The organism is Aliikangiella litoralis, from assembly GCF_052495765.1.
On sequence record NZ_CP199292.1, the window covers coordinates 1,012,325 to 1,027,396 of the forward strand.

The following is a 15,072-nucleotide window of genomic DNA, read 5'->3' on the forward strand; positions in this document are numbered from 1 at the left end:
AATCGAGTTAATCATTATCATCTAATAAATGTCCCAATTTTCCATGCTTAGTTAAAAGGTAGCTTTCATTATGTGGGTTACGACCAAATTTTAACGGAACTCGTTCAACAACTTCTATATTGGCTGCTTCTAATGCTGCAACTTTTCTGGGGTTGTTTGTCATCAAAGATACTTTGTTGACATTGAGGTGTTTAAGCATATCGGCCGCAACTTTGAAATTACGTTGATCAGCTTTAAAACCGAGGTTGATATTGGCTTCTACAGTATCTAGACCGTCATCTTGTAAAGCGTAAGCTTTTATTTTATTGATTAAGCCAATTCCTCGGCCTTCCTGACGTAGATAAACGATAACGCCACGCTTTTCTTCTGCTATTTTTTGCATTGCTGCATCTAATTGAGGCCCACAGTCGCAACGTAAACTGGAAAAAGCGTCACCCGTTAAGCACTCAGAATGGATTCTGACTAAGACGGGCTCTTGCTCGGTTAAGTCGCCCATTACTAACGCAATGTGTTCCTTGTCATCAGAAAACTTTTCAAGGGAGTGTATGGTGAAGTCGCCCCATTTAGTAGGAAGTTTAGCGCTAATAGTTTTTGAATTGCTCATTATAAAAATCTAAAAATACCTGAATTTTCTTCAAGGTTGACAAGATGTGGGGGTATTTTAGCTTATCTTTCAAAGGATTAATATGGGTTAATCCGCTATCTTCATGGCTTAGAGGCTAAAATATGAAGGTTGGACGAGGTGAAAATAAGACATTCAAACAATGTAAAGATCAACACACCCTAGCAATTATGTCCTGATTTTTAGAATAATTCGTTCTCAAATATAAGCGAGCTAGGTACAATCTTCGTATTACCATTTAATTACTTGTTATTAATGCTGAACTTTATGGGTGTATCGTTTCGTTCAATATTCATCATTGTTGGTTGGTTAGGGTTAGTCGGTTGTGCATCTATTAATCGTAGCACTAGCGAGAGTGATTTACTTGATAAAAAGGTGCCGCTTATAGCGGTATCATCAACACAAATTAGCCCTGATTTATTACGAGAAGAGCTTGATTTTTTAAAGCGAAAATTAGTCGCTATCCATCCAGAACCATTTGCTCGAATCCATAAAAGTGATTTTGAGAACTTGTTCAATCAAGTAAAAGCATCGTTAACCTATCCAATGTCAAAGGCTGAATTTTACTTTCGTATTGCTCCTCTATTGGCTAGTTTAAGAGATGTACATAGTTTCATTAATTTACCTGAATATAACCATCAACAAAATGATGGGTTGTTTCCATTGGCGGTATTAGTTGAACAAGATAGTGTTTATGTGGCAGCTGATCTTTCCGATCAACCCGTAGTTCCAGTAGGTGCTAAGTTAGTATCTATTAATCAGGCTCCGATTAGTTATTTATTGAAATCAATGCGTTCAGTAACCGCAAAAGAGACAAAAGCTGGCCAAAGCCGAAGAATCCAGCTGAGTTTTGCTTGGTTGTTAGCAAGTATGGGCCAGGTTAATAAAGAGTTCGAACTACAGTATTTTTGGCAAGGTAAAGTATTTAGTCAGCGTTTAAAAGGCCTACCGTTTCCTAAAAAGAAAAAAAATGTTTCAGATAAGCAATCTTATTACGGCTTTTCCCAATTGACCGTTTCAACCTCATTGCTTTGGTTAAATGATTTTAATGAGGTACCTGAAGTTTTTGAGGCGTTTTTAGAGGATAAATTTAACACTATGGCAACAGGTCGAGTGGACAATTTAATTATCGATATGAGGTATAACCAAGGTGGTCTTTCTGAAAATTTAAAAAACTTATTAAGCCGTTTAACAGACAAGCCTGTCTATTGGGCACAGCAAGGCATCATAAAAATTAGTGAAGAGCTAAAAGATAATCATATAAGCCGTACACGTAAACGTAGAGCTGATAAGTATAAATGGGGGCTCCAATGGTTACCTTTGGAATGGACAGATCAATTGCAGCATTCTATTTGGTGGGGAGATCTTGGTGATACTATCACCCTAAATCTAGAGCCTGTTGAACCATATGGTGGATATAAACCCAAAAAGGTGTGGGTGCTTACTAACGGTTTTTGTTATTCAGCGTGTAGTTCATTTGTTGCTAGTATTAATTATTACAAGCTTGCAAAAACGGTTGGTGAAAAAACAGGTAGTTTTGCTCAATATCAATTCGCTTACCCCATTGAGATAAAATTACCGCATACAGAGCTCATTGCAACTTTACCTGCAATGCGGTTTGACTTCTTATCTGCTGGTGAGAATGAGTTAATAAAGCCTCAAGAAGAGATCTCTCGTACAGTTGAAGAAATTAGCGGTAGGGTTGATCCCGTTCTTAACAGTGCATTGCGTGAGGCGGAGCGTTAGTTACTTTAGTTTTAGGTAAAATAGAGAATGATAGCTATACTTTAAATAAGTAGGTATGAATTTAATTGATAGGAACTTATCTATGCTTAGCTTATGCATTACTTTATTTTCATACAAATGACTAATTTAAGAGGACGGTTTGATGGCCAAGTGGGTAACGGAAAGATTAGAAGAGCTTTTACACCAGATTAACGAAGTGCCTTATACCGATGATAGAGATCGCCAGCAATTAACTATCTTAATGAATGGTTTTGCTCAGCTAAATAATGAAGCTATGGGAAATGCGGCCACTAAAGTAAAGGCTCAGCTACGGGGCTGGAGTTTAGATGATGCCTCTGAAGAAAATACGAGCAGTCAGGAAACAAAGCGTAAAGAAGATGCTGCAGCAGATGAATTAACCCGACTCAGGCCAATTCGTTAATTTTTAATTATGTTATATTGATTTTGTTTTTTATGTCAAAATAATATAAATAGATTCCATCAATGCTATTAGTTTGTCATCATTTTATCCCATGATATCGCGAGAACATTCAGGCTTGAATACTTGATTGTTGAGAAAGATTCAAAGCCCTATTTACTGGTGTTTACCTTTTAACCAGTGGTATAATCCGCGCCCTTTATAACCACCTTGTCTTCAATCGGGTAGCTTTTGCTATGAATTGAAGCACTAGCAAATATTAATTTAATAATCCAACATGACCAAAAAGCTTTATATTAAAACTTGGGGCTGTCAGATGAATGAGTATGATTCATCACGTATGGCCGATCTTCTCAATAAAACCCATGATTTGGAGCTAACTTCTGAGCCTGAAGATGCAGATTTGTTGGTACTAAATACTTGTTCGATCAGAGAAAAAGCACAAGAAAAAGTTTTTTCTCAATTGGGGCAGTGGAAGAACTTCAAAAAAGATAAGCCCGATTTGCTTATTGCTGTTGGCGGGTGTGTTGCTAGTCAAGAAGGTAAAGAGATACGGAAACGTGCACCTTATGTTGATATGGTTTTTGGGCCACAAACATTGCATCGTTTACCAAATATGATTAATGAAGTAAAAGAAGAAAAATCGCCTGTTGTTGATGTTTCTTTTCCTGAGATCGAAAAGTTTGATGTTTTACCTGAACAACAAGTTGAAGGAGTGACTGCCTTTGTCTCTATTATGGAAGGGTGTAGTAAATATTGCTCATTTTGCGTTGTCCCATACACTCGAGGTGAAGAAGTTTCTAGACCTTTCGATGATGTTATTGCTGATGTTGTTGAGTTGGCCGCTAAAGGTGTGAGAGAAGTTAATTTATTAGGGCAAAATGTTAACGCTTATAGAGGAAAAACTCATGATGGTGGAGAAGCCGATTTAGCCGCTTTAATCGAATTAGTTGCTGCTATAGATGATATTGATAGGATTCGTTTTACTACCTCTCATCCTGTTGAGTTTTCACAAAGATTAATTGATGTGTATGCCAAGGTTCCAGAATTAGTTAGTCATTTACACCTACCTGTACAAAGTGGTTCTGATAGGGTTTTAAGTATGATGAAACGTGGTCATACTGTTTTAGAATATAAGTCGAAAATAAGGAAACTAAAAAAAATAAGGCCTGACTTGAGTATGTCGTCAGACTTTATCATTGGTTTTCCTGGGGAATCAGAAAAAGATTTTCAGAACACAATGGATTTAATTGCTGAAATTGATTTTGATATGAGTTTTAGCTTTATTTACAGTGCCAGGCCAGGAACCCCAGCTTCTGATTTAGCTGATGAAATACCACTTGCGACTAAAAAAGAATGGTTATCTCTTCTACAGCAGCGTTTAAATCAACAAGCTCATGCTCACGCAAGAAGAATGTTAAATACTCAACAAAAGATTTTGGTAGAAGGTCCTTCCAAGAAAGATCCCATGCAGTTATCAGGACGTACCGAAAATAATCGTATTGTTAATTTTGATGGGCAGCCACAAATGATAGGACAGTTTGTTGATGTCATTATTACTGAGGTCTTACCGAACTCATTACGTGGTAAGTTAGTTAATTAGTCGGAAAGGCTTTGGGAGTGAGTGATGGCTACTCAAGAATTTATTATTGATCCTTTTGAGAATCAGTATTTGGCAATTTTAGGTGGGCATCTGGATGAAAATTTCAGATTACTTGAAAAGCGTTTTGGTGTAGAAATTAATAACCGTGCTAATTTTTTTAAAATAGTCGGTGAAAGTGAACATTTGAATTCTGTTGAGAGTGTCATTAAGCAGCTTTATCAAGAAATAGAATCGAAACAACAACTATCAGACGAACAGTTACATGTTATTGTCCAAGCTGGCTGTCACCAATTATCGGAAGCAACCAATCAAAAGTATAATGATTTAGTTATAACAACAAAGCGAGGACAGATTCGGCCCAGGGGGAATAATCAGCGTATTTATGTTGAAAATATGCTGTCTAGTGATGTCACTTTTGGCATAGGGCCTGCTGGAACAGGAAAAACGTATCTTGCTGTTGCCGCTGCGGTTGATGCTTTAGAAAGACAAGAAGTTCGCCGTATATTATTGACCAGACCTGCTGTTGAAGCTGGTGAAAAGCTGGGCTTTTTACCTGGTGATTTAAATCAAAAAGTTGATCCTTATTTAAGACCACTGTATGACGCTTTATATGAAATGTTGGGCTTTGAACGTGTGGCAAAGCTAATAGAGCGTAGCGTTATTGAAATTGCTCCCTTAGCTTATATGAGAGGACGTACTTTGAATGAAGCTTTTATCATTATGGACGAAAGTCAAAATACCACAGTGGAACAAATGAAAATGTTTTTAACGCGTATTGGTTTTAATTCTCGTGCAGTGATTACTGGAGACATTACACAAGTGGATTTACCAAAAGGTAAGCTATCTGGTTTACGTCAAGCAATTAATATTTTGGATAATGTAAAAGGTGTGAAGTTTTCATTTTTTCAATCTGGAGATGTTGTTCGACATCCGGTTGTCCAACGAATTGTGCAAGCTTATGAGCTTGCCGATAAAAAGCAACAAGATAAAATACAAGCTCCAAAAGTTTCTGATAGTCAACCAACAGATAATTTATAAAGGTCACCGTCGTGAAGCTGTATTTGGAAATCCAAAACACAACTCAATGTAAAAATGTACCCACTAGAGTGTTGATGGAGGAGTGGGTTAAAACCGCACTAGAAATGTTGGATTATCGTGAGCCTATCACAGAATTAACGATTAGAATTGTTGATGAGCTTGAGAGCAAACAATTAAATTTACAATATCGAGCTAAAGATAAACCAACAAATATTCTTTCTTTTCCTTTTGAAGCGCCTCCTCAAGTGCCATGTGATTTATTGGGAGATTTAGTCATTTGCTCTCAGATTGTTGAGCAAGAGGCTTTAGCTCAATCTAAAAGTTTGCAAGATCATTGGGCTCATTTGTTAATACACGGAGTGCTTCATTTATTAGGTTTTGATCATATTGAGGAAGATGAAGCTAACGAAATGGAAACTTTAGAGATTGCTATATTAGAATCTTTAGCAATAAAAAATCCCTATATTTTACTGAACTAGTAATCATTTTTCACTTGTTATATTAGATTGTTACATGTTGTGCCGCAATAACATTTAAAGTAAAAATAATACCAATCTTGTTGCAATTAATTGCGTAGCGAGATTTGTTTTGTATTTTATCCTTTTAACCTAAGCCTCCCTGTTTACAAATAAACATTTACTGTTTATAACGGTAGCGCTTGTTATTGTAAATAATTTTCGAGCAATATAAAAATAATTTAATGTAATTAAAGGATAAGAAAATATGGCTAACAACTTCAAAAAAAGAAGCTTATTCCTGGCAATGGGTATAGCTTTAAGTTCTCCAATGCTTTATGCCGCTGAAGAGAAAAAAGATGACGATGAAGAAGCTCAAAAAATGGTTATTGTTGGTTCGCGAGCTGCTCCTCGTTCCATTTCAGATTCTCCGGTACCTGTTGATGTTATTTCTGCAGAAGAGATCACGGCTAGCGGTAGTAGCGATTTAACCTCATTATTAGCGAATGTTGCACCGTCGTTCACTGTTAATGAACAACCAATCAGTGATGCTGCCACTTTAGTTCGACCAGCAAACTTAAGAGGTTTATCACCCGATAGTACATTGATTTTAGTTAATGGTAAGCGTCGTCACCGTTCTGCTGTTATTACTTTCATTGGCGGTGGTATCGCCGATGGTTCACAAGGGCCTGATATTTCGGCAATTCCTGCAACAGCCTTAAAACAAGTTGAAGTTTTACGTGATGGTGCATCGGCACAATATGGTTCAGATGCTATTGCTGGCGTAATTAACTTTGTATTAAAAGATAGTAGTGATGGTGGTGAATTTATTGCTCGAATGGGTGAGTTCTCTGAAGGCGATGGTGATTCGGTAATGCTATCTGGAAATGTTGGCATGCCTTTTACAGAGCAAGGATTTGCTAATTTTAGTTTTGAATATAATGATCGTGAAGACACCATTCGAAGCGTGCAACGTGATGATGCAGCAGCTTTAATTGCCGCGGGTAATACTAATGTTGCAAACCCAGCTCAAATCTGGGGAATGCCAAAAGTTAAAGATGATTATAAGCTTTTTGCAAATATTGGATTAAATTTAGGTAATGATAAAGAAGCTTATATGTGGGGGAACTACTCGCAGCGTGAAGTCGATGGTGGTTTTTATTTCCGTAATCCTCAAACTCGTAGTGGTGTGTTTCAAGGACCTACACTTCCTGATGGAACTGCTACTATCTTAACTGCAGATTTGACTCCGGGAGCTACTGATAACTCTGCATGTCCAGTTGTTCCTGTTGTTAATGGTCTTGTTGATCAAACAGCATTAGATTCATTAGCTGCGGCAAACTGCTTTGCATTTAATTCATTATTTCCAGGCGGCTTTACGCCTAGATTTGGCGGAACTGTTGTCGATACTTCATTAGTGATGGGGACTAAAGGCTCATATGACAGTGGCTTGACTTACGATATTAGTGTGGGGTTAGGACGCAGTGCGGTTGATTTTAGTATTCGAAATACAATCAACCCTTCTTTGGGGCCAAATACTCCGACTGCATTTAATCCAGGTAGTTATATTCAATTAGAAAAATCATTTAACTACGATATTTCTAAAGAGATTGAAACTTCTTCTATGGATGGAATGACATTTTCCGCTGGTGTTGAGTGGCGAGAAGACTCATTTGAAGTTAAGCCTGGCGATCAAGCTTCTTTTGAAGTTGGCCCACTTGCAGGGCAGGGTTTTGGAATTGGCTCCAATGGCTTTCCTGGGTTTCAACCTAGAGCCGCAGGTGTTTTTACACGACGCAACATTGGTTTTTATGCTGATTTAGAAACTTATTTTACTGAGTCTTTAATGATGGAATTTGCGGTACGTTACGAAGATTTTTCTGACTTTGGCTCAACATTTGATGGAAAAATTTCTGGTCACTTCCAAGCGACAGATGTTTTTGCTATTCGTGGTTCTGCAAGTACTGGCTTCCGCGCTCCAACCGTTGGGCAATCTAACGTTGTTAACGTAACAACTGCATTTGGCGCAAACGGTCTTGAAGATCAGGCAACCCTACCGCCAACTAATGCAATTTCGGTACAGAAAGGTGGTAAACCGTTAACGCCTGAAGAGTCTACCGCATTTACTGTTGGTGCTGTATTAGACTTTGACGACTTATTTATCACTTTAGATTTCTTTAATATCGAAGTTGATGATCGCATTAGTCAAACTTCGCCTTTAACATTATCTGCTGCTGATATTACTGAGCTGGTTAATCAAGGTGTTGGTGATGCTACTAGCTTTACTAGCGTTCGTTATTTCACCAATGACTTTGATACGACTACGGCAGGTGTTGATTTAGTCGTTAGCTATTCTGCTGATATGTTTGGTGGTAAAACGAGTTACAATCTTGCACTTAATCACACAGAAACCACTGTCGATAGTTTCAGTCCAGATATAATCAGTAATGTAAAAGTTGAGCTTTTAGAAAAAGGTGTTCCAGAAGATCGGGCCACGTTTACTATGAAACATACTCAAGATAATTGGAACTTACTAACCCGCATTAGTTATTTTGGTGAGTATTTTGAAGATCATTTAGAGAGTGAAGCTTTTCCTGTTTACCCAAGTTCAGAAATCTCTCTTGATTTAGAATTTGGTTATAACGTAACAGAGCAATTAAAACTCTCATTGGGAGCTAATAACTTGCTTGATGAGTATCCAGAGCAATTGGATGATAAGTACAGCCCTGCTAGTCAGCCTTCATCCTATGCTGGGGTAGCTGGAGCTAAGTATGCGATTAAATCACCGTTAGGTTTTAATGGACGCTTTGTTTATCTAAAAGCAAACTATACTTTCTAATCGAATCTATATCTAGAAAAAGTAATAAAAGTCGGCGCTTAATGCGCCGATTTTTCGCTATATGCTTCAATTTTCATTTTGCTAATTCTCAAGCCTTTGTTAGACTAGGCCCGAAGACCGCTAAATGAGCAAAACTAACATGAGTGATGATAAACCTCCCTCGAGAAATTGGTTTGAAAAACTAACTCAAATTTTCCAAGATACTCCTCAAGATCGTGAGCAGTTAGTTGAAGTGTTAAAAACTGCTGAAGAAAATACGCTGATCAACCCTGAATTATTATCAATGATGGTTGGTGTAATGCATATCTCTGAAATGCAAGCTCGAGATATTATGATTCCCAGACCAGAAATGGTGGTTGTGGATGATGAAATGGACTTTTCTAAAATACTGCTCAATGTTGTCAACTCTCGACACTCTCGTTTCCCTGTTATAGGTGATAACAGAGATGATATTGAAGGCATTATTTTAGCTAAAGATCTCTTACGCTTTATCGCAGAACGCGAGTCTGAGCCCGACTGTCGGTTTACACTTAAAGATTATTTGCGACCTGCGGTTATTATTCCAGAAAGTAAGCGGCTCGATGTTTTATTGAAAGAGTTCAGAGCAAATCGTAACCATATGGCGATTGTTGTGGATGAGTATGGTGGTGTGGCTGGATTGGTGACTATTGAAGATGTATTAGAGCAAATTGTTGGTGAAATTGAAGATGAATATGACATTGACGATGATGAAGATAATATACATCAGATAGAAGGTAATACATTTAACGTTAAGGCACGAACTGAAATAGAAGAATTCAATCAGTATTTTAATGCCAAAATCAATGATGAAGAATATGACACTATCGGTGGTATTCTAATGCAAGCATTTGGCCATATGCCTTCCAGAGGTGAAACTGTTAAAATTGAAAACCTCCAGTTTGAAATTGTCTCTGCCGACACTCGTCGAATAAAATTATTAAGAGTAAAAAAAATAAAAGAAGTTATTGAATAATCTTAATTTAGTTTAAGCTGAGTTATAGAATACTGGTTCAATATCTTTAATGGTGTTAAAAAAGGTTGCCGAACCAGTGTTAGCCAATATAATTATTCAGTTAGATAATTGCCTTAGTTCAAAGTGGTTAAGTTGTGGACTAATGTTATTTACAGGTATGCTCTATCCGCTTGCTTTTGCACCAACTGGCTGGTGGCCATTAGCTTTTATTTCAATTATTACGCTTATCTTTTCGCTTACACGCCCTGCTGCATTAACACCATTTAAGCTCGCTTATTTTTGGGGGGTTGGGGCTTTTTTAATTGGCGCGAGCTGGGTATATGTCAGTATTCATAAATTTGGCAATACACCTGTCCTGGGAGCAGGATTACTCACGTTGCTTTTTGTAGCATACCTGGCTCTTTTTAAAGGTTTATTCGGCTATTTATTGCATAAGCTATCGAATAAAACCTCTTTTCCAATGCTGGTTTTAATTGCTCCACTATGTTGGGTTATTTCTGAGTATTTACAGTCTATCGTATTTAATGGTTTTCCCTGGTTGTTACTTGGCTATAGTCAAATTGATTCTCCATTGGCACCAATAGCAACCTGGTTTGGTGTTTACGGAATTAGTTGGTTTATGGTTGCTTTGTGTACAGCTTTTGTTTTGTGGGTATCAACCAAAAGGAATAAAATTTTTGCCGTCATTGCTACGCTAATACTTAGTGTTATTTTTTTGAGCCATGTGTATGAACAGAAATCAATAGAAACCCAATTTGATGATTCTAGTATTGATGTTGCACTGGTGCAGCCGAATATAGCACAAGAAAAAAAGTGGGATAGAAAATTTTTTTCTACGATTATCGATATTCTTTTTGATGAGTCAGAGCCGCTGTGGGACGCTGATCTAATCGTTTGGCCAGAAGGAGCTATTCCAGCCTATGCATATCAGGTGAATGATATATTGTTAGAGTTATCAGAAAAAGCTGAGAAAAATTCGGCTAATTTAATTCTTGGGCTTCCTGAATATGAAGCATCTTCAAAACAAAGCTACGTTTCATTGTTGGCATTAGGTGGTAGTAAGCAAACTTATCATAAGCAAGTCTTAGTTCCATTTGGAGAGTATGTTCCTTTAGAAGATTGGTTTCGTGGTGTTATTAAGTTTTTTGACTTACCAATGTCTGGTTTTACTCCTGCTAAAACCGAGCAGCTTCCTATGAAGTTGAAGCAACTGACTGCTATTCCGGCTATCTGTTATGAGATTGTTTATCCCGGAATTATTCGTGAGCTATCAAGCAAAGCACAAAAAGAACTTCCTCAATTAATTGTTACGGTTAGCAATGATGCATGGTTTGGAGATTCTTTTGGACCATATCAACATATGCAAATGGCACGAATGCGCTCTTTAGAGTTAGGACTTCCTTTGGTTCGGGCAACTAATGATGGGATTACTGGTATCGTCGATGCTCAAGGTAATATGGTTAAACAACTTGCTCGTTATAAACAAGGAAGCTTGAGACAGCAATTAATATTAACAAATAGAGATACTCCCTATCGACGTTTTGGATGGGGAGGAATTTTATTTTTATTAATCACTAGTTGTTGTTTTATTGGTTGGTCACTTTTTCAACAAAGAAAGTTTTATTGAATTAGTTTGCAGTGCAATATAAATCGAGTTTTGCATTAAAAAAACATGATAAAAAACAGAAAAGCAGATTTAATCATTCGCTATTTAATTAATCTTGTCCTATATAAAAGTAGTGAAGAAAAGGCCATGAAAATCAATATCTTCTGATTAAAATATAGACCATCGAGATTGTTTTGTTTAGTAAGTTGGATATTGTTGATATAAATCATGGTGCACGCTTGCTATTTTGTTGAAAGTCTTTTAAAAAGGATCTGCAATTCAGAAAATCTAGGATTGGGGTATGCTAGAAAACTATTTGCCTATACTCGTATTTATAGCCGTTGGCCTCGGCTTAGGTGTTGTGCTGGAACTTGCTGGATATTTAGCTGCACCTAAAAAAGATGTTGAAGATAAACTATTACCTTTTGAGTGTGGATTTGATGCATTTGAAGATGCTCGCCACAAGTTTGATGTTCGCTTTTACCTCGTCGCAATTTTATTCATTATCTTCGACTTAGAAGTAGCATTCCTATTTCCTTGGGCTGTTGTATTTCAAGAGCTAAGCTGGTTTGCTATTGGTGCAATGGGAGTATTTCTCGGTTTATTGGTCGTGGGTTTCATTTATGAATGGAAGAAAGGAGCTTTAGAATGGGAGTAGAGCAAACAGAGTTGACTGCTTCAACTAACGATATGGAGGTTCAACAGTCTGGCAAAGGATATTTAGTGACTGGAATCGACACATTGGTCAATTGGGCTAGAACGGGTTCAATGTGGCCTATGACCTTTGGCTTAGCCTGTTGTGCTGTAGAAATGATGCAAGCAGGTGCTTCTCGCTATGACTTTGACCGTTTTGGTGTTGTTTTCAGGCCTAGCCCAAGACAGTCTGATGTGATGATAGTTGCAGGTACCCTGACCAATAAAATGGCACCAGCACTGCGTCGAGTTTATGATCAAATGCCTGAACCTAAATGGGTTATTTCAATGGGATCTTGTGCTAATGGTGGCGGATATTATCACTATTCTTATGCCGTGGTACGAGGCTGTGACCGCATTGTGCCTGTTGATATTTATGTACCTGGTTGTCCTCCTACCGCTGAGGCTTTGATGTATGGTGTGATTCAATTACAAAATAAAATTAAACGTACTAACACCATTGCACGACAGGTTTGAGGCAGATTAATGATCGAAAAACTACAACAGTCTATTGAAAACTTGCTTTTTGAAAAAATAACTTCGCTAAAGGTTTATGCAAACGAAGTTACAATAGAAGTTGCTAAAGAGCATTTAGTTGATGTGGCCAAAGTGTTGCGAGATCAAGATGAGTTTCAGTTTGAGCAATTAATTGATTTGTGTGGTGTTGATTATCTCCACTATGGCCAGGACGAGTGGGCGACTAATGAAGCATCATCTTCTGGTTTTGAACGAGGTAGGGACGTTGGTGAAAAAGAATCAACTTGGGATCAGTCTCGTTTTGCAGTCGTTTATCATTTACTTTCCATTACTTTGAACCAACGTCTTCGAGTTAAAGTGTTTGTAGATGAAGAGAATATGATGATTCCAAGTATTATCAGTATTTGGAATTGTGCCGATTGGTTTGAAAGGGAAGCCTTTGATCTTTTTGGTATCTTATTTGAAGGTCATCCCGATCTGAGAAGAATTTTGACCGATTATGGGTTTATTGGACACCCATTCCGTAAAGATTTTCCGGTTATTGGAAATTTAGAAATGCGGTTTGATGAAGAAAAAAAGCAGTGTATTTACGAGCCTGTATCTATCGAAGAGCGTGTATTAGTTCCGCGGGTAATTCGAAAAGATTTGAAAAGACTTGATGGTTAGGGCTTTTTATTAACTTGAAATAAGAAAATAAAACTGTCTTGATGAGTTTAGTCATTAAAGGCTGAACAGGACAATTATTAAAATAAAATTATGGCTGATATAGAACATTACACGCTAAATTTTGGGCCTCAACATCCTGCCGCGCACGGTGTATTACGAATGATTCTTGAGATGGATGGTGAAACCATCGAGAGAGCAGATCCCCATATTGGTTTATTGCATAGAGCAACTGAAAAACTAGCTGAAATAAAGCCGTACAATCAGAGCATTGGTTATATGGATCGGCTCGATTATGTTTCTATGATGTGTAATGAACATGCTTATGTTTTAGCAATAGAAAAGTTGCTTGGTATCCAAGCGCCAATTAGAGCGCAGTATATCAGAGTTATGTTTTCTGAAATTACTCGTATTTTAAACCATTTAATGTGGTTAGGTGCACATGGTTTAGATGTAGGTGCAATGACAATGTTTCTCTATTGTTTCCGTGATAGAGAGCCATTAATGGATGCTTATGAAGCTGTTTCAGGAACTCGCATGCATGCCACTTACTTTCGTCCAGGCGGCGTTTATCGAGACCTACCGGAAGAAATGCCAAAATACGAAAAATCTCCTTGGCGAAATGAGAAAAAACTCGCAGAGTTAAACGAAAATCGACAAGGCTCATTATTAGATTTTTTGTGGGATTTTTCCGAGAAGTTTGATGGGAGTGTTGATGAATATGAGTCGCTTTTAACTGAAAATAGAATATGGAAACAACGCTTGGTTGGTATTGGGGTCGTATCACCTGAAAGAGCATTTCAACTCGGCTTTTCAGGGCCAATGCTAAGAGGCTCTGGAATTGCCTGGGACTTGAGAAAAATGCAACCTTACGATGTTTATGCTGAACTGGATTTTGATATTCCGGTTGGTCGTAATGGAGATAGCTATGATCGCTATTTAGTTAGGGTTGAAGAAATGCGTCAATCGAATCGAATCATTCGTCAATGTATTCAGTGGTTAAAGCAAAATCCTGGGCCTGTTATTATTGATGATCATAAAATATCGCCACCTAAACGTGCTGATGTAAAAAATGATATGGAGTCATTAATTCATCACTTTAAATTATTTACCGAAGGTTATTGTGTACCAGAAGGCGAAGCCTATGCCGCTGTAGAGCATCCTAAAGGTGAGTTTGGTATTTATCTTGTTTCTGATGGCGCCAATAAACCTTATCGATTAAAAATTAGAGCACCAGGTTTTGCTCATTTGTCTGCTATGGATGAACTGACTAAAGGACACATGCTCGCCGATGTAGTTGCTATCATTGGAACGATGGATATTGTTTTTGGGGAGATTGATCGCTAATGACTGATCTAAATTATGATAACAAGTTACACCTTAAAAATATTGTTCCACCCGAAGCGATTGAAGAGGTCGATATCTGGATAAAAAAATATCCGCCTGAGCGCAAACGACCTCCCATTATGGCGGCCCTGAAAGTGGTTCAAGAACATAATGGCAATTATCTAACTGAAGAAATGATGCAGGCTGTTGCTGAGTATTTAGATGTACCCCATGTAGCGGTTTATGAAGTCGCTACTTTTTATTCGATGTTTCATTTAGATAAAGTAGGCAAGTATGTTATTTCGGTTTGTAACAATATTTCTTGTTCACTTCGAGGTGCAGACAAAGTCATTCAGCATTTACAAAATCGTTTAAATATAAAAGTTGGAGAAACCACTGACGATGAACTCTATACAATAAAAACGGTTGAGTGTATGGCCGCTTGTGGTGGTGCACCGATGTTAGAAGTCAATAAAACTTATCATGAAAATTTAACCGAAGAAAAAATTGATCAAATACTATCAGATATAGCAACAATAGAATTAAACTCTGATTCAAGTTCAGAAGTTTCAGCGGAGGCGAAAGACTAATT

14 protein-coding genes are annotated in these 15,072 nt (G+C 37.6%); 13 read left to right on the forward strand and 1 reads right to left on the reverse strand.

Annotation, left to right across the window (positions count from 1 at the left end):
* Positions 1-7 precede the first annotated feature (7 nt).
* Positions 8-604 carry a GTP cyclohydrolase II gene (gene ribA / locus ACT5E3_RS04440; RefSeq protein WP_444997103.1) on the reverse strand — a complete coding sequence of 199 codons (597 nt, stop codon included), beginning with the start codon at positions 602-604 and terminating at the stop codon, positions 8-10.
* 285 nt (positions 605-889) lie between these two features.
* On the opposite strand from ribA, the gene ACT5E3_RS04445 reads away from it, so the two are divergent.
* From ACT5E3_RS04445 to ACT5E3_RS04505, 13 genes are all read left to right on the forward strand, one after another.
* Positions 890-2,368, forward strand: a complete 1,479-nt coding sequence (locus tag ACT5E3_RS04445; RefSeq protein ID WP_444997104.1) for a S41 family peptidase — start codon at positions 890-892, stop codon at positions 2,366-2,368.
* Between the two features lie 142 nt (positions 2,369-2,510).
* A complete protein-coding gene (locus ACT5E3_RS04450) occupies positions 2,511-2,789 on the forward strand; it encodes a hypothetical protein (RefSeq protein WP_444997105.1) in 279 nt (92 codons plus the stop codon).
* Positions 2,790-3,063: 274 nt separating this feature from the next.
* A complete protein-coding gene (gene miaB, locus ACT5E3_RS04455) occupies positions 3,064-4,389 on the forward strand; it encodes a tRNA (N6-isopentenyl adenosine(37)-C2)-methylthiotransferase MiaB (protein ID WP_444997106.1) in 1,326 nt (441 codons plus the stop codon).
* Between the two features lie 24 nt (positions 4,390-4,413).
* A complete protein-coding gene (locus tag ACT5E3_RS04460) occupies positions 4,414-5,427 on the forward strand; it encodes a PhoH family protein (RefSeq protein WP_444997107.1) in 1,014 nt (337 codons plus the stop codon).
* Positions 5,428-5,438: 11 nt separating this feature from the next.
* The gene (gene ybeY / locus ACT5E3_RS04465; protein ID WP_444997108.1) at positions 5,439-5,906 is read left to right on the forward strand and encodes an rRNA maturation RNase YbeY; all 468 of its coding nucleotides are present in this window, start codon (positions 5,439-5,441) and stop codon (positions 5,904-5,906) included.
* 244 nt (positions 5,907-6,150) lie between these two features.
* Positions 6,151-8,721, forward strand: coding sequence for a TonB-dependent receptor plug domain-containing protein (locus ACT5E3_RS04470; protein ID WP_444997109.1), 2,571 nt, complete (start codon positions 6,151-6,153; stop codon positions 8,719-8,721).
* Between the two features lie 124 nt (positions 8,722-8,845).
* Positions 8,846-9,715 (forward strand): HlyC/CorC family transporter, encoded by an 870-nt coding sequence (locus ACT5E3_RS04475; protein ID WP_444997110.1) that lies wholly within the window; start codon positions 8,846-8,848, stop codon positions 9,713-9,715.
* A 49-nt stretch (positions 9,716-9,764) separates the two neighbouring features.
* Positions 9,765-11,342, forward strand: a complete 1,578-nt coding sequence (gene lnt, locus ACT5E3_RS04480) for an apolipoprotein N-acyltransferase (RefSeq protein WP_444997111.1) — start codon at positions 9,765-9,767, stop codon at positions 11,340-11,342.
* A 280-nt stretch (positions 11,343-11,622) separates the two neighbouring features.
* On the forward strand, positions 11,623-11,979 hold the full coding sequence (locus ACT5E3_RS04485) for an NADH-quinone oxidoreductase subunit A (protein ID WP_444997112.1): 357 nt from the start codon (positions 11,623-11,625) through the stop codon (positions 11,977-11,979).
* A complete protein-coding gene (locus ACT5E3_RS04490) occupies positions 11,970-12,491 on the forward strand; it encodes a NuoB/complex I 20 kDa subunit family protein (RefSeq protein WP_444997113.1) in 522 nt (173 codons plus the stop codon). The genes ACT5E3_RS04485 and ACT5E3_RS04490 overlap by 10 nt, the downstream gene beginning before the upstream one ends.
* A 9-nt stretch (positions 12,492-12,500) precedes the next feature.
* Positions 12,501-13,157, forward strand: coding sequence for an NADH-quinone oxidoreductase subunit C (locus ACT5E3_RS04495; RefSeq protein WP_444997114.1), 657 nt, complete (start codon positions 12,501-12,503; stop codon positions 13,155-13,157).
* 90 nt (positions 13,158-13,247) lie between these two features.
* Positions 13,248-14,501 carry an NADH-quinone oxidoreductase subunit D gene (locus ACT5E3_RS04500; protein ID WP_444997115.1) on the forward strand — a complete coding sequence of 418 codons (1,254 nt, stop codon included), beginning with the start codon at positions 13,248-13,250 and terminating at the stop codon, positions 14,499-14,501.
* Entirely contained in the window at positions 14,501-15,070 is a 570-nt protein-coding gene (locus tag ACT5E3_RS04505) for an NADH-quinone oxidoreductase subunit NuoE family protein (RefSeq protein ID WP_444997116.1), read from the forward strand. The genes ACT5E3_RS04500 and ACT5E3_RS04505 overlap by 1 nt, the downstream gene beginning before the upstream one ends.
* Positions 15,071-15,072 lie beyond the last annotated feature (2 nt).

Bases quoted from the DNA above. Each gene is read 5' to 3' on its own strand.
- ribA (WP_444997103.1), bottom strand. From the start codon at position 604: ATGAGCAATTCAAAAACTATTAGCGCTAAACTTCCTACTAAATGGGGC.
- ACT5E3_RS04445 (WP_444997104.1), top strand. From the start codon at position 890: ATGGGTGTATCGTTTCGTTCAATATTCATCATTGTTGGTTGGTTAGGG.
- ACT5E3_RS04450 (WP_444997105.1), top strand. From the start codon at position 2,511: ATGGCCAAGTGGGTAACGGAAAGATTAGAAGAGCTTTTACACCAGATT.
- miaB (WP_444997106.1), top strand. From the start codon at position 3,064: ATGACCAAAAAGCTTTATATTAAAACTTGGGGCTGTCAGATGAATGAG.
- ACT5E3_RS04460 (WP_444997107.1), top strand. From the start codon at position 4,414: ATGGCTACTCAAGAATTTATTATTGATCCTTTTGAGAATCAGTATTTG.
- ACT5E3_RS04470 (WP_444997109.1), top strand. From the start codon at position 6,151: ATGGCTAACAACTTCAAAAAAAGAAGCTTATTCCTGGCAATGGGTATA.
- ACT5E3_RS04475 (WP_444997110.1), top strand. From the start codon at position 8,846: ATGAGCAAAACTAACATGAGTGATGATAAACCTCCCTCGAGAAATTGG.
- lnt (WP_444997111.1), top strand. From the start codon at position 9,765: ATGGTGTTAAAAAAGGTTGCCGAACCAGTGTTAGCCAATATAATTATT.
- ACT5E3_RS04485 (WP_444997112.1), top strand. From the start codon at position 11,623: ATGCTAGAAAACTATTTGCCTATACTCGTATTTATAGCCGTTGGCCTC.
- ACT5E3_RS04490 (WP_444997113.1), top strand. From the start codon at position 11,970: ATGGGAGTAGAGCAAACAGAGTTGACTGCTTCAACTAACGATATGGAG.
- ACT5E3_RS04495 (WP_444997114.1), top strand. From the start codon at position 12,501: ATGATCGAAAAACTACAACAGTCTATTGAAAACTTGCTTTTTGAAAAA.
- ACT5E3_RS04500 (WP_444997115.1), top strand. From the start codon at position 13,248: ATGGCTGATATAGAACATTACACGCTAAATTTTGGGCCTCAACATCCT.
- ACT5E3_RS04505 (WP_444997116.1), top strand. From the start codon at position 14,501: ATGACTGATCTAAATTATGATAACAAGTTACACCTTAAAAATATTGTT.